This is a genomic window from Arthrobacter sp. efr-133-TYG-120 (genome assembly GCF_030209785.1).
GTDB lineage: Bacteria > Actinomycetota > Actinomycetes > Actinomycetales > Micrococcaceae > Arthrobacter.
The window spans coordinates 200,039-221,419 of the sequence record NZ_JARVRI010000010.1 but is presented as its reverse complement, the minus strand read 5'-3'; the positions used below and the strand labels follow the sequence as shown (position 1 = coordinate 221,419).

Annotated in this window: 20 protein-coding genes; 13 read left to right on the top strand and 7 right to left on the bottom strand. The window is 64.2% G+C overall.

Annotation, left to right across the window (positions count from 1 at the left end):
* Positions 1–128 precede the first annotated feature (128 nt).
* Both QRN51_RS06780 and QRN51_RS06775 read left to right on the top strand, forming a co-directional pair.
* Positions 129–1,328, top strand: a complete 1,200-nt coding sequence (locus QRN51_RS06780) for a pyridoxal phosphate-dependent aminotransferase (RefSeq protein ID WP_284989174.1) — start codon at positions 129–131, stop codon at positions 1,326–1,328.
* Positions 1,325–2,284 (top strand): 2-hydroxyacid dehydrogenase, encoded by a 960-nt coding sequence (locus QRN51_RS06775; RefSeq protein WP_284989173.1) that lies wholly within the window; start codon positions 1,325–1,327, stop codon positions 2,282–2,284. Before QRN51_RS06780 ends, QRN51_RS06775 begins: the two co-directional genes overlap by 4 nt.
* A 90-nt stretch (positions 2,285–2,374) precedes the next feature.
* Here QRN51_RS06775 and QRN51_RS06770 read toward each other — a convergent pair whose 3' ends face one another.
* Positions 2,375–3,427, bottom strand: coding sequence for a LacI family DNA-binding transcriptional regulator (locus QRN51_RS06770; RefSeq protein ID WP_284989172.1), 1,053 nt, complete (start codon positions 3,425–3,427; stop codon positions 2,375–2,377).
* A gap of 160 nt (positions 3,428–3,587) precedes the next feature.
* Here QRN51_RS06770 and QRN51_RS06765 point away from each other — a divergent pair, with 160 nt between their 5' ends.
* From QRN51_RS06765 to QRN51_RS06735, 7 genes are all read left to right on the top strand, one after another.
* Complete coding sequence (locus QRN51_RS06765; RefSeq protein ID WP_307053744.1) at positions 3,588–4,859, top strand: ABC transporter substrate-binding protein; 1,272 nt, start codon at positions 3,588–3,590, stop codon at positions 4,857–4,859.
* A 3-nt stretch (positions 4,860–4,862) separates the two neighbouring features.
* Positions 4,863–5,837, top strand: a complete 975-nt coding sequence (locus tag QRN51_RS06760; protein WP_284989170.1) for a carbohydrate ABC transporter permease — start codon at positions 4,863–4,865, stop codon at positions 5,835–5,837.
* A complete protein-coding gene (locus tag QRN51_RS06755) occupies positions 5,834–6,730 on the top strand; it encodes a carbohydrate ABC transporter permease (RefSeq protein WP_059388967.1) in 897 nt (298 codons plus the stop codon). The genes QRN51_RS06760 and QRN51_RS06755 overlap by 4 nt, the downstream gene beginning before the upstream one ends.
* 57 nt (positions 6,731–6,787) lie before the next feature.
* A complete protein-coding gene (locus QRN51_RS06750; RefSeq protein WP_284989169.1) occupies positions 6,788–7,504 on the top strand; it encodes a ThuA domain-containing protein in 717 nt (238 codons plus the stop codon).
* Positions 7,489–8,586, top strand: coding sequence for a Gfo/Idh/MocA family protein (locus QRN51_RS06745; RefSeq protein ID WP_284989168.1), 1,098 nt, complete (start codon positions 7,489–7,491; stop codon positions 8,584–8,586). Before QRN51_RS06750 ends, QRN51_RS06745 begins: the two co-directional genes overlap by 16 nt.
* Positions 8,587–8,659: 73 nt before the next feature.
* Positions 8,660–11,368: a winged helix-turn-helix domain-containing protein gene (locus QRN51_RS06740; RefSeq protein ID WP_284989167.1), complete on the top strand. Its 2,709-nt coding sequence runs from the start codon at positions 8,660–8,662 to the stop codon at positions 11,366–11,368.
* 90 nt (positions 11,369–11,458) lie between these two features.
* A complete protein-coding gene (locus QRN51_RS06735) occupies positions 11,459–12,487 on the top strand; it encodes a DUF4386 domain-containing protein (RefSeq protein ID WP_284989166.1) in 1,029 nt (342 codons plus the stop codon).
* A 124-nt stretch (positions 12,488–12,611) separates the two neighbouring features.
* Here the strand turns inward: QRN51_RS06735 and QRN51_RS06730 are convergent, their stop codons facing one another.
* From QRN51_RS06730 to QRN51_RS06720, 3 genes are all read right to left on the bottom strand, one after another.
* Entirely contained in the window at positions 12,612–13,490 is an 879-nt protein-coding gene (locus tag QRN51_RS06730; RefSeq protein WP_284989165.1) for an SDR family oxidoreductase, read from the bottom strand.
* Positions 13,487–14,512, bottom strand: coding sequence for a helix-turn-helix transcriptional regulator (locus tag QRN51_RS06725; protein WP_284989164.1), 1,026 nt, complete (start codon positions 14,510–14,512; stop codon positions 13,487–13,489). The genes QRN51_RS06730 and QRN51_RS06725 overlap by 4 nt, the downstream gene beginning before the upstream one ends.
* 114 nt (positions 14,513–14,626) lie before the next feature.
* Entirely contained in the window at positions 14,627–15,211 is a 585-nt protein-coding gene (locus tag QRN51_RS06720) for a helix-turn-helix domain-containing protein (RefSeq protein WP_284989163.1), read from the bottom strand.
* Between the two features lie 121 nt (positions 15,212–15,332).
* Between QRN51_RS06720 and QRN51_RS06715 the strand changes: the two genes are divergently transcribed.
* The gene (locus tag QRN51_RS06715; protein ID WP_284989162.1) at positions 15,333–16,373 is read left to right on the top strand and encodes an NAD(P)/FAD-dependent oxidoreductase; all 1,041 of its coding nucleotides are present in this window, start codon (positions 15,333–15,335) and stop codon (positions 16,371–16,373) included.
* A 21-nt stretch (positions 16,374–16,394) separates the two neighbouring features.
* Here the strand turns inward: QRN51_RS06715 and QRN51_RS06710 are convergent, their stop codons facing one another.
* The 3 genes from QRN51_RS06710 to QRN51_RS06700 form a co-directional block, all read right to left on the bottom strand.
* Positions 16,395–17,279: an aldo/keto reductase gene (locus tag QRN51_RS06710; RefSeq protein WP_284989161.1), complete on the bottom strand. Its 885-nt coding sequence runs from the start codon at positions 17,277–17,279 to the stop codon at positions 16,395–16,397.
* Between the two features lie 83 nt (positions 17,280–17,362).
* Positions 17,363–18,391: an MFS transporter gene (locus QRN51_RS06705; RefSeq protein ID WP_284989160.1), complete on the bottom strand. Its 1,029-nt coding sequence runs from the start codon at positions 18,389–18,391 to the stop codon at positions 17,363–17,365.
* 19 nt (positions 18,392–18,410) lie between these two features.
* A complete protein-coding gene (locus QRN51_RS06700) occupies positions 18,411–18,587 on the bottom strand; it encodes a hypothetical protein (protein WP_253257341.1) in 177 nt (58 codons plus the stop codon).
* A 93-nt stretch (positions 18,588–18,680) separates the two neighbouring features.
* Between QRN51_RS06700 and QRN51_RS06695 the strand changes: the two genes are divergently transcribed.
* From QRN51_RS06695 to QRN51_RS06685, 3 genes are all read left to right on the top strand, one after another.
* Complete coding sequence (locus tag QRN51_RS06695) at positions 18,681–19,562, top strand: helix-turn-helix transcriptional regulator (protein WP_284989159.1); 882 nt, start codon at positions 18,681–18,683, stop codon at positions 19,560–19,562.
* Between the two features lie 148 nt (positions 19,563–19,710).
* Positions 19,711–20,322: a hypothetical protein gene (locus QRN51_RS06690; RefSeq protein WP_284989158.1), complete on the top strand. Its 612-nt coding sequence runs from the start codon at positions 19,711–19,713 to the stop codon at positions 20,320–20,322.
* Between the two features lie 80 nt (positions 20,323–20,402).
* The gene (locus tag QRN51_RS06685; RefSeq protein WP_284989157.1) at positions 20,403–21,341 is read left to right on the top strand and encodes a 5'-3' exonuclease; all 939 of its coding nucleotides are present in this window, start codon (positions 20,403–20,405) and stop codon (positions 21,339–21,341) included.
* The last annotated feature ends 40 nt before the right edge of the window (positions 21,342–21,381 follow it).

Genomic DNA, 21,381 nt, shown 5'->3' with positions numbered 1-21,381 from the left:
CGTAAACAAGAACCATTGGTCCCCTTGGGACTGTTCGTATATCTTAATTCATGCTTTGATATATTAGTCCTGAACTTGATCCGAATTCGCCGGAGAATTGATCGTCAACTCAACGAGGAGTGAACAGCATGCAGCAACTCGCGCACCGGCTCGAACGCCTGGGCACCGAAACCGCGTTCAGCGTCGCCCAGGCCGCGGCCGCCTGGAAGGCGAAGGGGAACCGTGTGTACCCCTTCCATCTTGGTGACATCAACATCCCCACGGCCGGGAACATCGTGGAAGCAATGAACCGGGCCATCGCGGACGGCTACACGGGCTACTGCCCCGGCCCCGGCATCCCGCAGCTGCGTGAAGCCCTGGCCGAGGACATTGGCTCGCGCCGTGGCATCGACTTTTCCCCGGACAACGTCGTCGTGATGACGGGCGGCAAGCCCGTCATCACGAAGTTCCTGCAGGCGGTCATGAACCCCGGCCAGGACGTGCTGTACCCCAACCCCGGCTTCCCGATCTACGAATCGCAGATCGAGTACCTTGGCGGCACGGCCGTGCCCTACCGCTACGTGCCCACGAGCACGGGCTTCTCGATCGACCTCGACCAGATCCGCGCGTCAATCACTCCGAACACGGTCGCCATCATCTACAACGACCTGCAGAACCCCATCTCGGCGGAGTCGACGGCGGCCGAGCGGGAGGCCATCGCACAGCTCGCCCAGGAGCACGACCTGTGGGTGCTCTCCGACGAGGCGTACTTCGAGACCCGCTACGAGGGCGTCTCCAGCTCGATCGCATCTCTTCCGGGCATGGCCGAGCGCACCGTCATCCTGTACACATTCAGCAAAAAGTTCGCGATGACCGGCTCACGCCTCGGCTGCGCCGTCGCACCGCTCGAGATCGCCAAGGTGCTCAGCACGCTCAACACCAACGACGAGTCGTGCACGACGCACTACGTGCAGTGGGCCGGCGTCGAAGCGCTCCGCGGCCCCCAGGAATCCGTGCAGCAGATGCTTGACGTCCTGCAGAAGCGTCGGGACACTGCCTGCGAGCTCGTGAACTCCATCCCGGGCGTGCGCGTCGCCGTGCCGCAATCGACGTTCTACCTGTTCCCCGATGTCACCGAGGCGATGGAGCGCATAGGATACACGGCCGTCGGAGACTTTGCCACCGATGCCCTGTACAAGACCGGCGTCTCCTTCTGCACGCGTGAGCACTTCGGCCGCCGCCTGCCCGGTGAGCAGCGGCAGTACATCCGACTCGCCTACTCGGGCATCGAGGTGCCGGATATCAGCGAAGGCCTGGGCCTCCTGCGCGAGTGGATCGAGACGGCATGAGCCGGGTCGTCGTCACGGGACGCATACCCGAAACCGCAATCGAGAAGCTTCGCGCCGAGCACGACGTCCATGCATGGACGGGTTCGGAGTCGATCGGCCGCGAGGAGCTCCTGCACCGGGTGGCCGGGGCAGACGCCGTGGTGAGCCTGCTCACCGAACGCATCGACGCCGAGCTGCTCGACGCCGCCGGCCCGCAGCTCAAGGTCGTCGCGAACGTGGCCGTGGGCTATGACAACATCGACGTCCCCGCCTGTACGGAACGGGGCATCGTGGCCACCAACACGCCAGGGGTGCTCACGGAGGCAACCGCCGACATCGCCATGGGCCTCGTCCTCATGGCGACCCGCCGGCTGGGTGAGGGGGAGAGGCTTATCCGCTCCCGCCAGGCCTGGAAGTGGGGGATGTTCTTCCTGCTCGGGTCCAGCCTGCAAGGCAAGACCCTGGGCGTCGTCGGCATGGGCGGCATCGGGCAGGCGACCGCGCGCCGGGCCAAGGCCTTCGGCATGGACATCGTCTACCAGTCGCGCAGTGAGCTCGATCCGGTGATCGCCGCCGAGCTTGGCGCACGGCGGGTCGACCTCGAGGAGTTGCTGACGGTGTCCGACGTCGTCTCGCTGCACTGCCCGTACGGGCCCGCCACGCATCATCTGATCGGCGCCGAACAACTCGCGGCGATGAAGAGCTCGGCGTTCCTCGTCAACACCGCACGCGGACCGATCGTCGACGAAACGGCCCTCGCGTCCGCGCTCCGCGAGGGCGTCATCGCCGGTGCCGGGCTGGACGTCTTCGAGCGTGAGCCCCAGGTCCATCCCGCATTGCTTGACTTGGAGAACGCGGTGCTCGTGCCGCACCTCGGCTCCGCGACAGTGGAGACGCGCACCGCAATGGCGATGCTCGCCGCCGACAACGCCCTCGCCGTGCTCAGCGGCGAACAACCACCCGCACCGATCAACTAGAGGCTGGCTGGGGTCGAGTCCGCCGTACGTCCACCGCGCGGCGGAATCGAGCCGCAGCTCAGCGTCCTTCAGGACGACAATCAGATGAAGTTACGCGGGCGAACTGGTCGAACCCCGTGTGATGAGCCGGGTCGCGAGCTCAATCCTTGGCCCGTCCGTGTTTGGGTCGATGCCTTCTCGCTGATTCGTCAAGCGCAGGAGCATGCGAAAGGCGGTGGCTCCCATTTCCTGAATAGGCTGCCTGACCGTCGTCAGTTGCGGTGTCGCCCAAGTCGCTTCGGGCACGTCATCGAATCCGACCACGCTGACGTCCCCGGGGATGTCGAGGCCGAGGTAGCGCACCGCGTCGTAGACGCCGAGGGCCATCATGTCCGATGCCGCGAAGATGGCGGTCGGCCTGTCCTCCCGGCCCAGGATGTCGACGGCGAAATCGCGTGCCTCGTCGCGGTTCCAATCAGCAGCACCGATTAACCGAGGCTCGACGTGCAGGTCCATGGCCGACAGGGCAGAACGAAAACCGTCGAGGCGCGCCCGACTGTAGAGGTGATTCTTCACCCCTCCGATGAGGCCGAAATGCTTGTGTCCCAGGCTTAGAAGGTGCTCCGCCGCAATCCGTCCACCTTCCCAGTTCGCCACGCCCACGCTCGCGGCACTGCGAGGGGCAGGGCTCATCGGGTCGATGAGGACGACCGGTATGCCAGCCGCGTCGAGTGCGCTCAGCTGCGTCGACGTCGGATCGACCAGGACGACGATGGCTCCGGTTGAGGGGCGGCGCAGGAGGCGGCCCACCCAGTCGCGGTCCGGGCGGGCGATCGTGAGGACCACGTCGCAGTCTGCGACCGCCGCGGCTTCTTCGACGCCGGTGAGGATGCTATTTGGCCAGGAACCACCGATGTTGCTCACCACAAGGTCGACAAGGCGAGGCGCGTTCGCGGGCAGCCGGCCCACAGCTTGTGATCGCTTGGTCTTCGCGTAACCCATCTCCTGTGCGATCCGGACCACGCGCTCGCGCGTCACAAAAGACACGTCTGTTGCTCCGCGGAGAACCTTTGACACTGTCGGTGTGCTGACGCCGGCCGCGGCTGCCACGTCGGCCAAGGTCGGGTTCTTGCCATCCGCCGCTGGACTGTTGTTTTTGCGCAAAAAAATTATCCTTTGATCTCCGAATGGCGATATGTATACTCACTCTGCGCAAAACGATAATCGAAAATTGCGCAACTTTTCAAATTGCGATGACCCGGTGGCGGGTCAAGGAGGAAAGTCGATGGAGACTTCACGTCTTACTACATCAAGGCGGGGCTTCTTGGGCCTTGTCGGAGGCGGCGCGGCCGTCGCCGCTCTTGCGGCTTGCTCGACCGGGGGCGGTGGCGGTGGGGCAAGCGCCAGCTTGAAGTTCTGGAACATGCCCTGGGGAACTCCGGCGTTCAACACGCTCGACAGCAAGATCACCCTTGGCTACAAACCGGAGTCGGGGCTTCCTGCGGCGACATATCAGGCGATCCAGTGGGCAAACTTCAACCAGACCTTCTCGTCTGCCCTCGCATCGAAGACCGGGCCGGCCATCTCTTCGGGCGGCGGAACCCAGGCTTTCCAGTTCGCTAAACAAGGCTTCATCGCTCCCGCGGACGGCCTCATCGAGAGCTGGAAATCCAATGGCATCTACGATGACTTCCTCCCTGGAGTCCTCGACACGATGAAGACCGACGCCGGATACGTCGCCGTTCCGTACAACCTTGACATGCGGGTGAATTGGTACAACAAGGAGCTACTCGAAAAGGCGGGCGCGACTCCTCCCACCGACTGGCAGTCCTACCTCGACGCCGCAGCCGCTCTCAAGAAGATCGACGTGTACGGGTTCGCGGCCAACGGCAACGCCAGCGGCGGTAACGCCTTCCAGATGATCGTGGGCCTGATGATCAACAACGGTGGCGGCATCTTCGACGAAGAGCACAAGCCGAACCTGGTGACCGCCGCGAACATCGAAGCTCTCGAGTTCGTGCGCGAGAACATCAGCAAGGGCTACATGGACCCGGCAGCCATCAGCTACACGGCCACGAACGCGAACTCGCAATGGAAGGCCGAGAAGTTCGGCATGGGCTTCGACGTCCCCAACCTCGCGGCAAACGTCGGGGGAGCGGCAGCATCCAAGTTGCTTGTCAGCGATCCGCTCACTAGCGCCAGCGGCAAAAAGGGCGCGCTGTATTTCCCGAACAACATCATGATGTACAAGAACACGCCCAGCCAGAAGGGCTCGGAGGCGTTCATGACCTACTACTACCAGAACATGAAGGCCCTGTGGACCCAGAACACCGGTATCGGCCTTCCGGTTCTGAAATCAATCGCGGCGACCCCGGAATTCCAGTCGGACCCAAACGCAGTCAAGATCGTCAAGATGTGGCAGCCCATCGCCAAGACCTGGGCAGCGCCCGGCGGAACCGCGCTTTTCTCGAACATTTCTTACGTCGACAGCACGCCCGCCATCTCCGACTTCGGCCAGAACGTTCTCTCAGGCAAGGCTCCGAAGGACGCCCTGACCACATTCCAGGCCACGTTGACGTCGCTCATCAAGGACTGATCCATGACATCCACGAGCATCGCCGAGAGCGTCAAACGTGCACGCCGTGGGGTCGGACCGGCCGGGGCGGGACGCAAGCCCGGTCCGGCGCCCGCCGGTCGGGCCAGGAAACGGTTTACACCGCGTACCTGGACTCTCATAGCATTCGCAGCACCATCGCTCATCCTCCTCCTGCTCCTCAACGTCTACCCGCTCGTCTATGCCTCGATTCAAGCACTCCATGACGGCACCCTTCTCGACACCGGGCCCTTCGTCGGATTGAAGAATTTCGGCGATGTCCTCGCCCAGCCCTCGTTCTGGTCGGCGACGTCCTTCACCGTCGTCTTCACGATTGTTGGCGTGTTCGGCTCCTGGCTCGTTGGACTCGCGCTGAGCCTGCTGCTTCGCACCCACATCCCTGCCGGCGGGCTGTTCAAGGTACTGCTTCTCCTGCCGTGGATCGTTCCCACCGTGGTCTCCGCGACGTCGTGGAACTGGCTGGTTGCAACACCCCAGAGCCCGCTTCCGGTGATCGCTGAGCGTCTAGGCTTCGGAAACGTGCTCTTCCTGGCAGACCCGGTGCTTGCGCAGGTGGTCGTCTGCCTCTTCAAAGTGTGGATTTCGTTCCCGTTCATGATGATGATGATGTCCTCGGCGCTCGCCTCAGTCGACACGAACGTCTACGAAGCGGCGAAGGTCGACGGGGCGACAGGGTGGCAGTCGTTCCGGCTGATAACACTCCCGCTGATTGCGCGTACGACGTTTGTGTCGTGGATTCTGATGACGATCTTCTGCGTCAACGACTTCCCGACGATCTTCCTGCTCACCGGCGGGGGTCCGGCACATGCGACGACGTCGCTCGTCCTCCTCGCCTACCTCACCGTCTTCCAGAACTTCCAGACCGGGCCCGGCGTCGCCATCGCGTTCCTGATGACGTTCGTCCTCGTGGGGATCTCGGTTGTTCTTTACCGCCAGATCCGAAAGGTCAACGTCGAATGATAACGACCAGTGCTCCCCAAGAAGACGTCCGGACGGGACCCCGGGACAGGAGCGGGACTCCGGCCGGCCGCCAGACCTCACAGGACATCCGCCAGAGAGGCAAGTGGCCCCGCTTCATCTTGATCCTTCTCATGACCGCCGTCGTGCTGGTCCCGATTGTCGCCGTCTTCGGACTGTCGCTGACACCGTCACTCGGCTCCAACGCAGAAGGTCTCACCTTCGAGAACTTCGGGAACATCTTCACGCAGACGGCCGTCCTGACCTGGCTCGGCAACAGCCTTGTCATCACCGCCTTCACGGTCGTTGTCGCCGTCGCGGTCGCGGCTCCCGCCGGTTACGTTCTGTCCAGGGCCCGCAACCGGCTCGTGTCGGGATATTCGCTCATCCTGTTCGTCGTGCAGTCCCTGCCTGTCGTCACCTCGGCGATCCCGCTCTTCATCTTGTTCGCGAACCTCGGGTTGGTGGACAGCCTCTTTGGCGTCGTGATCATCTACGTCGGTGCCACGATGTCGGTCGCCATCTGGATGATGGCCGCCTACTACGACTCCATCCCCATCGCCCTCGAAGAAGCCGCCTGGATAGACGGTGCCTCGATTTTCGGTTCGTTCACCCGGATCGTCCTCCGGAACTCCCTGCCGGGTATCCTCTCAACTGCGATCTTCTCGTTTCTCCTGGCCTGGAACGACTACCTCATCGCCGTCGTGTTCCTCCGGTCCGACCCGAACTACACCCTTCCGGTCGGCTTGGAATCCTTCTTCCAGCAGAACGCCACCAACTGGGGCCTCGTCATGGCGGTCGCCGTCGTGATGATGCTCCCGCCCATCATCCTGTTCGCGTTCCTCAACAAGCACTTTTCGGTGGGCGGAATCGGCGGGTCGCTTTCCAGCCGCTGAGAGACGCCCGCAAGAACGCATCAACGAACCGTGCCGCATGGCGGCAGCAAGGAAAACATGAGTACCCCTGATCCACGATTCACGACCAAAACCGCACTCGTCGTGCGCGGCGGTTGGGACGGGCACCAACCCGTCGAGGCCACGAACCTCTTCATCCCGTTCCTCGAGGCGCGCGGCTACACGGTGCGCGTGGAGGAATCACCCGCCGTCTATGCCGACAGCTCCTACATGCCCTCGGTCGACCTCATCGTGCAGTCGAACACGATGACCTCGATCGAGAAGGAAGAATTCGAAGGTCTCAGATCCGCCGTCGAAGCGGGAACGGGACTCGCAGGCTGGCATGGCGGCATCGCCGACTCTTACCGCAACAACTCCGACTATCTGCAGTTGATAGGAGGCCAGTTCGCTGCGCACCCCGGCAAAGCCCCCGAAGAACTGACCGGTGAACAGGCCGACAACTACCGCCTTCACACCATCAACATGAGCGAAGCTGCAGCCTCGCACCCCATCACCGAAGGCATCGTCGACTTCGAGCTGACCACTGAGCAGTACTGGGTGCTCCACGACGACTACAACGACGTGCTCGCGACCACCACCCAAGCCGTCCGGCCCTGGGATCCGTGGAACCGCGAAATCACCTCACCCGCCATCTGGACCAGGCAGTGGGGCGAGGGCCGCATCTTCGTCTCTACGCCCGGTCACCGTGTAGACATCCTCGAGAACCCGAACGTCAAAACCATCATCGAAAGGGGACTGCTGTGGGCGTCCCGCTAACCGTCGGAATTGTCGGCGTCGGAAAGATCAGCGAGCAGTACTTTGAAAGCCTTCCGAAGCTGCCCGGTCTCAAGCTCGTCGCTGTCGCAGACATCAACGAAGAACGTGCGCACTCCGTCGCCGCCGAACAGGGCGTCGAAGCCCTGAGTGTCGAAGAACTCCTCGCCGACGACCGAATCGACTCAATCATCAACCTGACTATCCCCGCAGCGCACGTCGAAGTCGGAACCCGGGCGCTCCGCGCCGGCAAGCACGTCTTTGCCGAGAAGCCCCTTGCGTTGTCCCCGGAAGACGCCCTCCCTATGCTGGAGCTCGCCGACTCTTTGGGGCTTCGAGTCGGGAGCGCGCCCGATACCGTCCTCGGCACCGGCGTCCAAACGGCCCTGCAGTTGCTCAACGAAGGTGCCATCGGCACGCCGGTCGCGGCGCAGGTTCACTGGTCCGCACCCGGACACGAACGCTGGCACCCGTCACCACTGTTCTACTACGAACCCGGAGGCGGCCCGCTATTCGATATGGGTCCCTACTACCTGACCAGCCTCGTCATGTTCTTCGGACCGGTTGTCCGCGTATCGGGAGTGGCCACTCGGTCCAACCGTGCGCGAACCGTCGAGACCGGACCGCTGGCCGGCACGCCGATTCCCGTCGAGATCGACACCCATGTCAGCGCGATCCTCGAACATGCGAACGGGGTGATCACCACAATCACGGTCAGCTTCGAAGTCTGGGCCACCCGGACTCCGCTCTTCGAGATCTACGGCACCGATGGCACCATCGCCGTCCCCGACCCGAACCGATTCTCAGACCCCGTCGAATTAATGACCCGGGAAGAACCGGAACGGCGCGAGGCGCCAACCTCTGCTGGCTATGAGGATGCCGGGCGAGGTTATGGTCTCGCAGACATGGCCAGGGCGATCGAGACAAACCGCCCACATCGCGCCTCCGGGCGGGTAGCGTTCCACATCCTCGAGGTTATGGATGCCATCACACGCGCGAGCCGGGAGCATCGGGTCATTGACGTCGACAGCACGGTCGACAGGCCGGACGTTGTGCCGTTTGGTGCGGCACCCGACACCTGGTAGGCGCAAACTCACCGGCACTACACTGGGATCACCGGGCCGAGGCAAAGTGACCGGCTCTCGAGGGAGGTCCGTGATGGCAGGTCCATTGCTCGAGACCAAACTTCACGTTCCCGGGCCACGGAGCGCCCTCGTGGCCCGCCCCAGGCTGATCAGCCGTCTGGGCCAGGCCGATGAGCAAACGCTGATCCTCATTTCAGCTCCCGCCGGCTTCGGGAAAACAACGGTGCTGGCCGAGTGGCTGGCAGATTCGCCCGCCACTGGCCGATCGCACGCCTGGCTCTCACTCGACCAACGGGACAACGATCCCGTGCTCTTCTGGACCTACCTTGTGGCTGCCCTGGACAAGGCGTCTCCCGGAATCGGCGCTAGAGCACTCGCTGCACTCCGGTCCACGCAATCGAGCACTGAAGACTTCCTGACCACCCTGATCAACGAGTTACAGGGTGGTCAGGACAGGTTTACGTTGGTGCTCGACGATTACCATGTCATCGACAATCAGGGCGTGCAGGAGGCTCTGGCCTTTCTCGTAGAGAACCTGCCCGCGCAGCTGCAACTGGTCATCGCGAGCCGTGCCGATCCAGCCTTGCCGCTCCCGCGACTCAGGGCACGCGGCAGGCTCCTCGAGATCCGTGCCGCCGATCTCCGCTTCACCCTGGAGGAAGCTGGCACCTACTTCAACGCCGTGATGGGACTGGGTCTCACCGCGCAGGATATCGCCGCCCTCGAAGGGCGGGCGGAGGGCTGGATCGCCGCGCTCCAATTGGCGGCGCTCTCGATGCAGGGAAGGGGCGACGTTGCCGGCTTCATCGCGGGTTTCGCAGGTGATGACCGGTACGTCGTCGATTACCTCGCGGAAGAGGTACTCCAGCGCCAGCCCGACGATGTCCGGAATTTCTTGCTGCAGACCTCCATCCTGAACCGGCTCAACGGTCAACTTTGCGACGCTGTGACCGGCCAAAACACCGGAAAAGCAATGCTCGAGGCGCTCGATCGGGGGAACCTGTTCGTGGTTCCGCTCGACGACCGACGCTGGTGGTACCGCTATCACCACCTCTTCGCCGACGTGCTGCGGGCGCGTCTCATGGACGAGCAGCCAGGCCGCATTCACGAACTGCACGAGCGCGCGAGCCTCTGGCACGAACAAAACGGCGACATTCCGGAAGCTATCCGCCACGCACTGGCCGCCCAGGACTTCGAGCGGGCCGCGGACCTGATAGAGCTCGCGATCCCTGCCCTGCGCAAGGACCGCCAGGAAGCCACGCTGAGCCGTTGGCTCGAAGCGCTCCCCGGCGAACTCATACACGCGCGGCCCGGGCTGGGCGTCGCCTACGCGGGGGCGCTCCTCGCGAGCGGCGAGCTCACCGGTGTCGACGCCCGCCTCGAGGAGGCAGAGCATTGGGTAGGTACGACGGCGGAAGGCCGCGACGGCGGCAACCTCACCAGTTCGATCGCGATCTACCGTGCCGCGCAGGCGCTTGCAAGCGGGGACACCACCGGGGCAATGACGCACGCGGCTACCGCGCTCGGCCTTGTCGGGAAGGACGATCATCTTGAGCGCGGAGCAGCATCCGGGCTCTTGGCGATCGGTCACTGGACGAATGGCGAACTGGAGGTAGCGCACCGCCTCTGGTCCGATTCCTATTCCAACCTTGAAAGGGCCGGGCACCACTCGGACATGCTCGGTTGCTCCATCGCTTTGGCCGACATCCGGATTACCCAAGGCCGGCTCCGCGACGCAATGGCCATCTATCAGCGAGGTCTTGAGCTCGCCGGAAGGCACCCGGAGCAAACGCTCCGGGGAATGGCCGACATGCACGTAGGAATGAGCATGCTCTTTCTTGAACGCGGCGAACCCGACGTCGCAAGGCAGCACCTGCTGACCAGCCAGAAGCTCGGCGAGGATGCCGGGCTGCCCCAAAACCCGTACCGCTCGCGGGTCGCGATGGCCCTGGTCCTCCAAGCGGGAGGGGACGTGGACGGCGCGCTTGAGCAACTCGACGACGCGGAGCGCCTCTACGTCGGCGACTTCTTTCCCGAGGTGCATCCGGTCGCGGCCGCGCGGGCGCGGATGTGGATCTCGCAGGGAAGGACATCCGACGCTCTCCGCTGGGCGCGTGAGCGCGGCATTTCCGCCAAAGATGAGCTCTCCTACTTGAAAGAGTTCGAGCACATCACCTTGGTGAGGGCACTCGTCGCCCAGCACGGGACAGGGCGGTCCGAGGACTCTGCCGGCCGGGCGATCGGGCTGCTTGACCGTCTCCTGCGGGCGGCGGAAGAAGGTGGCAGGACGGGGACCGTCGTCGAACTTCTGGTTCTTATGGCACTTGCACACCAAAAGGAAGCGGACGACGGCGGGGCGGTGGCAACGCTGCGACGCGCGGTAACGCTCGCCGAACAAGAGGGCTACGTTTCGGTGTTCGTCAACGAGGGTGAGGCTATGGCCAACTTGCTGGATGCGGTCCTGAAACAGGGGAGTGCCCCAGACTACGCGGGCCGGCTATTGGAGTCGTTCGGGGCCAAATCGGGCAGCACCCCGGCACGGCAGCGCTTACTCGAGCCCTTAAGTGAACGCGAGCTGCAAGTGCTTCGGCTTCTTTCCTCGGAGCTCGACGGCCCGGACATCGCGCGCGAGTTGACTATCTCCCTCAACACCCTCCGGACACACACAAAAAACATCTACGCCAAGCTTGGCGCGAACAACCGCCGCTCGGCCGTGCGCCGGGCCGAGGAGCTGGATCTCTTGTCGCGAAAAGATCACCACATCAATCACCAGATGTGGTGATCCCTGCTCACCACATCTCCTTCTACCTTCAAAGCTAAAGGAAGTCATCCGCAGAGGCGGCTGAAATCCACTAAGGCAGAAGGAGGGGCGATGAACGCGAGATCGGTGGGCCGGGAAGACACGTCCGTCGAGTACGAAGTCCGCGTCAAAGGCCATCTTGATTCCCGCTGGGCCGCTTGGTTCGAAGGACTGAGCCTCATCAACGAACGCGACGGGACCACCGTCATCCGCACCCGGAACGTCGACCAAGCCGCGCTCCACGGTCTGCTGCAAAAGCTCCGCGACTTGGCGCTACCGCTCTTGGCAGTCAACCAAGCCGGAACCACGCAACCCAGCCAGCCGGCGTCGACCTCTCGCATCTTCGACTCAAAGAAGGACCACACCATGAAAACCATCACCCAAACCCCGACACCAACAACTGGCCATGTCCGGATGGACCCGCTGCGGAAGACCGCGATGGTCGCAGGCATCCTGTACCTTGTGACCTTCGCTAGTTCGATCCCGGCGCTGTTCCTGATTTCCCCTGTCCTGAACGACCCGCATTACATCACGGGCCCCGGCGCCGACTCGACCGTCATCTTCGGCTGCTTCCTCGATCTCGTCAACGCGCTGTCGGCGGTGGGCACCGCCGTCGCACTGTTTCCCGTCGTCAAACGGCAGAACGAGGGCATCGCGCTGGGCTTCGTCACCGCCCGGATGTTTGAAGCCGCGGTCATCGTGATCGGCGTCGTCAGTCTCCTGGCTGTGGTCACTTTGCGCCAGAACGGGGGAGCGGACCCTGCCTTGGTTCCCGTGGGCCAAGCGCTCGTGGCGGTGCGTGACTGGACGTTCATTCTCGGACCGAGCCTGGTTCCGGGCGTGAGCGGGCTGCTGCTTGGGTACTTGATGTACCGTTCGGGGCTCGTTCCGCGCATCATTCCCCTCCTTGGACTGATCGGCGGCCCGCTGCTGCTTTCGTCGACGATCTCAACGATGTTCGGTATCAACCAAGGGATCTCGGTGTGGTCGGGACTCGCAACCTTGCCGATCTTCGTTTGGGAGTTGTCGCTGGGCATCTGGATGGCGGTCAAGGGCTTCCGGCCTTCGCCTATCACCACCGGGCAAGTGCGCACAGCCTGAGGAGCCACCCACGAACTCCACGGAATGAGTCCCGCGGCCAACCCGGCCGCGGGACTCATCGCGTTGCAGGACGCGGCGGGTCTAAAGTTCAACGCCGACGTAAGACTCATGCCAGTTGATGATGTTAGGCGTCATGGGCGAGGTTGCTGGAGAGTTCGCGGTGGGCGTTGGCTTGGTCCTGGAGTTCCTTGGCGCGGGAGTCGAATAGTCCGACCGCGTCGGCTCCGGCGGCGAAGCGCAGTGGTGGCTGCTCCAGTTCGGCGAGTCGGATGAGGGCGTCGGCGAGTTTGGCGGGGTCTCCGCCCTGCAGGCCGTTCATGCTCTTCCATGAGGTGACGGTTTGTTCGGTGCGTTGGGCGTAGTCGCCGATGGTGGATTCGGCGTAGCGTGTGGATTCGGGGGTGAGCAGTTCGGTGCGGAAGAATCCGGGCTCGACGAGCATGGTGCGGATCCCGAACGGTGCGATTTCGGGGGCGAGGGACTCGGCCCAGCCTTCGATACCGAACTTGGACGCGGCGTAGGCGGTCAGGAATTCCCCGCCGGCGATGCCGGCGGTTGAGGAGATCGTGATGACCAGGCCCGAGCGTTGGGCGCGCAGGACCGGCAGTGCCGCTCGGGTGACGTTCATGGGCCCGAACATGGTGGTTTCGATCTGTGCCCGGAAGTCTTCGGGGGTGATTTCTTCGAAGAACCCGGCGTAGAAGTTGCCGGCGTTGTTGACGAGCACGTCGATCCGGCCGAAGCGGTCGACGGCGGCCTGGATGGCCGCTTCCGCGGCGGCGGGGTCGGTGACGTCCAGCTTCACGGCCAGCAGGGCTTCGTTTTCGCCGATGGCGTGGGCGACTTTTTCGGGGTTGCGGCCGGTGGCGACGACCGCGTGGCCGGCGGCGAGGGCCGCTTTCGCGATGTCGGTGCCCATGCCGCGGCCGGCTCCGGTGATGAACCAGACTTTTTTCCCGGTCATGTCTTCCTTCTGTCCTGTCTGGTCATTCTGCTGACTCATGGTTCTGTCTTTCCTGGGGTGGGTGTTCCCGGCCGCGCGGGGGAGCGCTGGCCAGGAGTGGCGGATCCACCGGCGGGGCCGCCGGTGGTGGTTTCGGGAGGCGACGCCGCCCAGCTGGCGAGGAACGCCAGCGCGTTCTCGGACGCGGAGCCAGGCTCCGCGGTGAAGGTGAACAGGGTCTGACCCTCGTCGCCGGGAAGGTCCAGCGTCTCGAACTGCAGGGACATGTCCCCGGCGAGCGGGTGGTGGAAACGCTTGGTGCCCGCGGTGTGGATCCGCACGTCGTGCCCGGCCCACAGGGCCGCGAACAGCCCGCTGCGCGTCGTCAGCTCCCCGACCAGCTCGTTCAGCGCCCGGTCATCGGGGTTCCGCCCCGATTCCAGGCGCAACATCGCGACTGTGGTCGCCGCGACCGCGCGCCAGTCAGGGTAGAAGTCACCCGCGCCCGGATCGAGGAAGAGATAGCGCGCCTGGTTCGGCAAGCGGGCCGAAGTGTCCGGTCCCGACCGTCCGGCGGGATTGGACTGTGCGGCTGGGTTGGACTGTCCTGCCGGGTTGAACTGCGCCGCGGAGCTGAACACGGGCCCGTACAGCGCCCGGCCCAGAAGGTTCGCGGCCAGCACGTCCGAGCGGCCGTTCTGGACGATCGCGACCGCTCCGGTCATCCCGTCCAGTAGACGCAGCACTCCGGGGCGGACTCTCTGCTGCGGTGGCCGGCGTGCCGCCCGCGGCGACGATGCGTTGGCCGTCCTTGCCAGGTCCATCAGGTGTGCCCGCTCGGCCTCGTCCAACTGAAGGGCAGATGCCACGGCCTCGAGCACGGCGTTCGAGACGCCGCGGACGCTGCCGCGTTCCAGGCGGGTGTAATAGTCCGTGCTCACCCCCGCCAGATGCGCCACTTCCTCACGGCGCAGTCCCGGCACCCGGCGCAGTTCCCTGTAGGTGGGGATGCCGGCCTCTTCCGGGCTGATCTTCGCTCGACGCGAGATCAGGAATTCACGGATTTCGTCTTTTCTGTCCACATCCACCACGCTACGCAGCCGCGGCGGCCGGTGGCAGTGTCCACCAGACACCCCCAAACCGGCCCGGATACCAGCCACCGACCTTAGGCGTTCAGAAGGGCCGTTGCTTGGTCGCTATGACGGCTTGGGGCGGGCGCGTACGTGCATCCGCTCGCCCTGCTGTCCAAACAAGCTGATGAATTCGACGGGTTTCCCGTCGGCGCTGGCGAACCAGTGCGGCGTGCGGGTGTCGAATTCCGCGGCTTCTCCTGCGCGGAGTTCAAAGTCGTTGTCGCCCAGCACCAGGCGCAGCCGTCCGTTGAGGATGTAAAGCCATTCGTAGCCTTCGTGAACTCGCGGATCGGGCTCGGACCCACGGGCATCACCTGCGAGCACCATCTTGAAGGCCTGCAAACCGCCCGGCCGGCGCGTGAGGGGAACAGCCGTCATGCCGCCATGGGCGATGGGCCGCAGGTGAATTCTCGGATCTCCGGTGGGCGGGGCGCCGACCAGATCATCAAGGGGAACACCGTACAACCTCGCAAGGGGCAGCAGGATTTCGAGGTTTGGCCTGCGTTGGCCGGATTCGAGCCGGGACAAGGTGCTCACCGACACTCCGGATGCAGAGGACACCTCTCCGAGGGTGAGATCCCGTTCCGTGCGGAGTGCCCTAAGCCGGGGCCCGACAGCCCCGAGAACATCATCAAGCTCATTTGCCATACCCATAGTTTGCCATAACAGCAAAAGAGTTTGCCAGATTTCCCACGCGAGATGAAAGCTTGTCTAAGCACCCAAGGACGCTGGCTGCGGACTTTCAGGACACCATGAAGGGCGAATCAGTATGGACACCACACGGCATGACGTCGTAATTATCGGGGGCGGCATTGCGGGACTCAGCGCGGCCACGACGCTGAGCCGCGCGCTTCGCTCGGTGCTGGTGATCGATTCCGGAACACCACGCAATGCACCTGCGGCGGGTGTGCATGGCTATCTTTCACGGGACGGCATGAACCCCCGGGAACTCCTGTCGATCGGACGCAACGAAGTGCTCTCCTACGGAGGAACTGTCATTGACGCCGAGGCCGTTTCGGCACGGCGCACTACCGACGGATTCGAGGTGACGCTCAGTGATACCCGCCGGTTTTCGTGCAGGCGCCTTCTGGTCACCACTGGCCTGACGGACGGGCTGCCTCCCATCGACGGCCTGCGGGAGCAATGGGGGAAGGGCGTTGTGCACTGCCCCTATTGCCATGGCTGGGAAATCCGCGGGAAAAGGATCGGCGTGCTGGGTACCGGAGCAATGTCCGTCCATCAGGCACTGTTGTTCAGGCAGTGGTCCCCTGATATCACCCTTTTCCTCAATGACACCGTGGAACCCACCGAGGAAGAGTGGGACAAGCTCAGTGCCCGGTCCGTAACAGTCGTCGACGGCGCCGTGGCCTCAGTGGACGCTGTCAACGGGGTCCTCACGGGTCTCACGCTCCGCCAGGGTTCCTCATTCGACATACAGGCCGTGGCTGTCGGTACACGGATGGAGGCCAGGTCCGCGCTGCTGGAATCACTCGGACTAAGTACCCAGGTGCACCCCATGGGGGTGGGGCGGTTTATCGAGACCGATGCTACTGGTGCGACGGCCGTCCAGGGCGTGTATGCAGCGGGCAATGTCTCCAATGTGATGGCCCAAGTGATCACCGCGGCGTCCGAGGGCGTGATGACCGGCGCACGGATCAACGCCGATTTGATAGAAGAGGAAACCCGGTGGGCCGTTGAGGGGCGGTTCGGCCCCTTCTCGGCGGCCTCGGAAGCGGCCGTATCTACCACTGTGCTGGGTCACATCGATCACCTTCGCCTGGCCCCGGGCGTCACTTCGTGGGCTCCGTAGCTGTGGGTCCTTGTCTCTGTTTTAGGCTTCGGGGATGACCATGGAGAAGCGTTCCTCGCGGGCTTCGTCCGGGTCCGGGCCGCTGCGGTTGCCGGTGTCGAGCGCGTCGATGGCGGCGAGTTCGGCGGCACTAAGTTCGAAGTCAAAGACATCGAAGTTTTCGGCGATGCGTGCCGGGTTGGTCGATTTCGGGATCGCTGAGCGGCCTTGCTGGAGGTGCCACCGGAGCATGACCTGGGCCGGACTCTTGCCGTGCGTCCGTGCGATGGTGGCGATTGCCGGGTCTTGCATGACGTTCCGCCGCTCCTGGCCTCCCCATCCTGGGTAGAAGGTGATCCCTCCGATGGGCGACCAGGCCTGGGTGATGACACCATGTTCGGCGTCGGCGGCTTGGACGTCCGGCTGGGTGAAGTACGGGTGGAGTTCGATCTGGTTCACGGCCGGGACGACGCCGGTCGAGTCGAGCAGTTGCGTCAGGTGGTGGGGCATGAAGTTGCTGACGCCGATCGCCCGCACGCGCCCGTCGGCGAGCAGGGTTTCCAGTGCTTTGTATGCGGCGATGGTTTTCTCGAACCGGTCGGGTGCGGGCTGGTGCAGGATGAGCAGGTCCACGTAGTCGACGCCGAGCTTGCCCGTCGCTTTGTCCCAGGCATGCAGGGTCTGGTCGTAGCCATAGTCACTGACCCAGACCTTGGTCTCGATGAAGACCTCTGCCGCATCCAGGCCCGAGCGGCGGATGCCTTCGCCGACTTCCCGTTCGTTGCCATACGCGGCGGCGGTGTCGATGTGCCGGTAGCCGGTGGCCAGCGCGGCCTCGACTGCCGCCGTCGTTTGCTCCGGGGCGCTTTGAAAGACGCCCAGGCCCAGGGCTGGCATTGTGACGCCGTTGTTGAGAGTAAGTTCCATGTCCATGCCTTTCACGGTATTCAGGTGTGCGCGGATGTGGGAGGGCACGTCAGTACCCCCTTTGAAACGGGTGGTCCGGAAATTCAGCGCGCGGTTTCGAGTTGCGGCGCCGGCGCAACTTCCCGGCGGGCCCCGGCGCGGCGGGCGGCCAGGTCCGCGGGAAGGATGAGGGCCGCTGTAACGGCCAGGGCGAGGAGCAGGAGAATGCTGCCTGTCGTGAGGGCGGCGCCGACCTGGGCGGCCAGGTGCGCCACGGCGGAACTCGTGGTCGGTACCGTCGCCGCGGCAGCGACTGCGATGCCAAGCCCCAGGCAAGTGCCGACCTGGTGGAAGGTGTTCACCAGGCCGGATGCCGCGCCGGCGTCGAACGCGGGGGCTCCGATGATGCCGAACGAGGTCAGGGGCGCAAACGCGAGACCCTGTCCCGCGCCGATGAGGACCATCGGCAGGGCAACCCCGGTCAGGTACGCGGAGTCGACACCGACCCGGCTGAGCCAGAACATCCCGGCAAGAGTGATCAGAATCCCTGCCGCCAGCGGGATGGAACCCGGCAACTTGCCCATGAGCCGCGGGATGCCCATCGCTACGGCGAAGTTCACCGCGGTCATGGGGAGGAATCCGAGGCCGGCCTGCAGCGGGTCGAAGCCGAGCACTTCCTGCAGGAACTGCGTGGTGAAGAAGAAGAACCCGATCATCGCGCCCAAGTACAGGAAGCGGGCCACATAGGCGCCGGTTCGGCGGCGGCTCGCGAACAGCCGCAGCGGCATGACCGGCTGGGCCGCCCTACGCTCGATCAGCACGAACACGACCAGGAGCACGACGCCGGCGCTGACGGCGGTGACCGTGACCGGCGAGCTCCAGCCGGCGTCGACCGTGTTGATGATGCCGAATACAAGTGCGCCGACACCGAGGGTGGCGCTGAGCGCGCCGAAGGCGTCGAAGCGGCCGCGGGACCGGCCTGATTCCGGGATGAACCGCGGCGCGAGTGCGATCATCGCCGCGCCGATGGGTACATTGACGAAGAATCCAGCCCGCCAGGAGATCCAGTGTGCCAGCGCCCCGCCGATGACCAGCCCCAGGCTGGCGCCGATGCCTGCGGTAGCGCCGTACAAGGCAACGGCCCGGGTGCGTTCACGGCCTTCCGGGAAGCTCGCGGTGAGCAGGGAGCCGCAGCTCCGCCTGCAGGCTCGGCAGGGCAGTGAAGATGACCGAGTTGTCCAGCAGGATCATGAAGTAGCTGAGGAGGATGATCGCCAGGATCGCTCCCGGATGGGAGGCTGTTGCGGGTTCAGGTTTCATGCTCTCCATGCAACCGTGATTCCTTACCGGCTGGGAGTCCCGGCCGTTCCGGGTAACGCCAGTGCCTCCCTTGGCCGATCGACCCGGCGTAGCGTGGATGCCATGACACACAGCGAGGACGTGCGGAGGTTCCTGACCTCCCGCCGGGCAAGGATCACCCCGGACGAGGCAGGGCTTCCCGTATACGGCGGCAACCGGCGGGTCACCGGACTGCGCCGCGAAGAAGTCGCGATGCTCGCCGGGATGAGCATCGACTACTACATACGGCTTGAGCGCGGAAACCTCTCCGGCGCCTCGGACAGTGTCCTCGAAGCCCTCGCGCGTGCGTTGAAGCTCGACGACGCCGAAACGGCCCACCTTTTTGACCTGGCCCGTGCCGCCACCGCGTCCCCAAGGGTGAGGCGCAAGCACAGCCCGCAGACAGTGCGGCCGAGCGTCCAACGCGTCATCGATGCGATTACAGCAGCGCCGGCTTGGGTTCGCAACGATCGCGGGGATGTCCTCGCCGCCAACGAGCTGGGCCGTGCCCTGTATCTGGACATGATGGCAGAGGTGGCCACTCCGCCGAACAGCGCGCGCTTCACTTTCCTGAACCCCAAAGCGCGGGAGTTCTTCGCCGATTGGGAACGCGCAGCGGACGACATCGTCGCGGTCCTTCGCTCCACCGCCGGAAAAAACCCGTACGACAGGGACCTCACGGACCTGATCGGTGAACTCTCCACCCGCAGCGAAGAGTTCCGCACGCGGTGGGCCCGTCACGACGTGAAGTACCACCGCGCCGGCCGCAAACACCTCCACCACCCGATCGTCGGCGACCTTGACCTGAGCTTCGAAGCGCTGGAACTTCCCGCAGACCCGGGACTGCGCATCAACGTCTACACGGCTGACCCCGGGACCCCCTCCGAGGACGCACTGAAAGTCCTCGCCAGCTGGGCCGCCACCCAGCGCGACACGTCACAAATAGCGGCTCAGGGAAAGAAATGAAGGGCTGCCGCACTACGTTGTCGACCTGAGCAGCTGTGGATGATACCGTCGTCGCTGGCTAGACATTTGGGATTTCAGCACGCAATCGCAGGGGATCTATATTCCCCACTATTCACGTGAATTCCGTAATTCGTCTCAGGGGGGACAAATGAAGAAGTCTATTGCAGCGCTTGCACTTGCAGGAACAATCGTACTGGCCGGCACCGCGCCGGCCGTAGCATCCACAACCTACCCGGCGCCGGGCAATGAGTACGGAACCGTTTCTGACGGAACCATATCTCGCGGCGAATCCATCACTTTCTCCGGTAGCGGCTACATCGCCGGCGAAACAGTCAACATCACGTTCGAGCGAACCGGCGGCAAGAAGGCTTCGGACGGCGGGAGGCCCGCTCCGTCCAACTTCAACGTGATCGCTGACGGCACCGGCGCTTTCTCAACGCCCATTACCTTCACCGACGGCGGCAACTACATGATCGGCGCTGTCGGCGCCACGTCCGGCAACAGGCGCTGGGCAGCCGTGGTTGTGAATTCCGGCAACGGCGGAGGCAACAATAACGGGGGCGGCAACCATGGCGGCAGCAACGGCAAGGGCAATTCCGGACTTGCTTCTGTTTCCAGCGTTACCGCCGCTGGCACAGCAAACGGCGAGGCCAACACTGTTGCAGAGTCCAACCTGATCCTATGGTCGCTGGTCGGCGCAGGCGCTTTGGCCGCGAGCGCGGCATCCACAGCGGTGATTCGCCGCCGCGCCAAGAAGTAACACGTCCCACAAGGGCAGGTGCTTCTCCGGGAAACTGGAAAGCACCTGCCCTTTGCCGCTAGTGGATGTAAGGATCGGTTATGCCTCACCGCCTGATGCTCCTTGATACGGCCTCGCTCTACTTTCGCGCCTTCTTCGGCGTGCCCGATTCGATCCGCCGCGCCGATGGCACCTCGGTAAACGCCGTTCGCGGTCTGCTGGACATGATCGCGCGGCTCGCCACCGACTATGGGGCGACACATCTGGTTGCGTGCTGGGACGAAGACTGGCGCCCGAAGTGGCGCGTGGATCTCATCCCGACGTACAAGTCGCATCGGGTGGCGGAGGCGGTCGAGGGTGCGCCCGACGTCGAAGTGGTACCGGATGCGCTCCAGCTGCAGGTTCCCATGATCCGGCAGGTCCTCCGCCTTGCGGGGATCGCCGTCGTCGGGGCTGCCTCCCATGAAGCCGACGACGTCATCGGCAGCTACGCGAGCCACGCCGGGGTTCCCGTCGACGTCGTGACGGGCGACCGGGATCTGTTCCAGGTGGTCGATGATGCCCGCCAGGTGCGCGTCATCTACACGGCGAGGGGCATGAAGAACCTTGAGGTCGTGACGGATGCCGTCGTCGTGGGCAAATATCGAGTGCTGCCCGAGCAGTACGCCGATTTCGCGACGCTACGCGGCGACGCATCGGACGGGCTGCCGGGTGTGGGCGGGATCGGTGAAAAGGCGGCCGCGTCGTTGCTCGCGACGTACGGCACGCTCGACCAGTTGCTCGCTGCAGCGAGGGATCCAGGCAGCGGGCTGTCCGCGCCTGTAAGGACGAAACTCACCGCTTCCGCCGATTATCTGGCTGTTGCGCCCGTTGTTGTGAACGTCGTGCGCGACCTCGCACTGCCCACGCTCGACGAGGCGGGAGCGCTGCTGCGCCCCGTCGTCGGGGACTCGCGCATTGAACTCGAGCGTGTCGCAACGGACTGGAACCTCGGCGGCTCGGTGAAGCGATTGCTCGAAGCCCTCGACCTCAGGCAGTGAGGGACATCAGCCCTGCGCAATGATCGGCACAGCTGACAAA

Excerpts from the sequence above, each read along its gene's own strand:
- QRN51_RS06780 (WP_284989174.1), top strand. The coding sequence starts at position 129 with ATGCAGCAACTCGCGCACCGGCTCGAACGCCTGGGCACCGAAACCGCG.
- QRN51_RS06775 (WP_284989173.1), top strand. The coding sequence starts at position 1,325 with ATGAGCCGGGTCGTCGTCACGGGACGCATACCCGAAACCGCAATCGAG.
- QRN51_RS06760 (WP_284989170.1), top strand. The coding sequence starts at position 4,863 with ATGACATCCACGAGCATCGCCGAGAGCGTCAAACGTGCACGCCGTGGG.
- QRN51_RS06755 (WP_059388967.1), top strand. The coding sequence starts at position 5,834 with ATGATAACGACCAGTGCTCCCCAAGAAGACGTCCGGACGGGACCCCGG.
- QRN51_RS06750 (WP_284989169.1), top strand. The coding sequence starts at position 6,788 with ATGAGTACCCCTGATCCACGATTCACGACCAAAACCGCACTCGTCGTG.
- QRN51_RS06740 (WP_284989167.1), top strand. The coding sequence starts at position 8,660 with ATGGCAGGTCCATTGCTCGAGACCAAACTTCACGTTCCCGGGCCACGG.
- QRN51_RS06735 (WP_284989166.1), top strand. The coding sequence starts at position 11,459 with ATGAACGCGAGATCGGTGGGCCGGGAAGACACGTCCGTCGAGTACGAA.
- QRN51_RS06730 (WP_284989165.1), bottom strand. The coding sequence starts at position 13,490 with ATGAGTCAGCAGAATGACCAGACAGGACAGAAGGAAGACATGACCGGG.
- QRN51_RS06720 (WP_284989163.1), bottom strand. The coding sequence starts at position 15,211 with ATGGCAAATGAGCTTGATGATGTTCTCGGGGCTGTCGGGCCCCGGCTT.
- QRN51_RS06715 (WP_284989162.1), top strand. The coding sequence starts at position 15,333 with ATGGACACCACACGGCATGACGTCGTAATTATCGGGGGCGGCATTGCG.
- QRN51_RS06710 (WP_284989161.1), bottom strand. The coding sequence starts at position 17,279 with ATGGAACTTACTCTCAACAACGGCGTCACAATGCCAGCCCTGGGCCTG.
- QRN51_RS06700 (WP_253257341.1), bottom strand. The coding sequence starts at position 18,587 with ATGGAGAGCATGAAACCTGAACCCGCAACAGCCTCCCATCCGGGAGCG.
- QRN51_RS06695 (WP_284989159.1), top strand. The coding sequence starts at position 18,681 with ATGACACACAGCGAGGACGTGCGGAGGTTCCTGACCTCCCGCCGGGCA.
- QRN51_RS06690 (WP_284989158.1), top strand. The coding sequence starts at position 19,711 with ATGAAGAAGTCTATTGCAGCGCTTGCACTTGCAGGAACAATCGTACTG.
- QRN51_RS06685 (WP_284989157.1), top strand. The coding sequence starts at position 20,403 with ATGCCTCACCGCCTGATGCTCCTTGATACGGCCTCGCTCTACTTTCGC.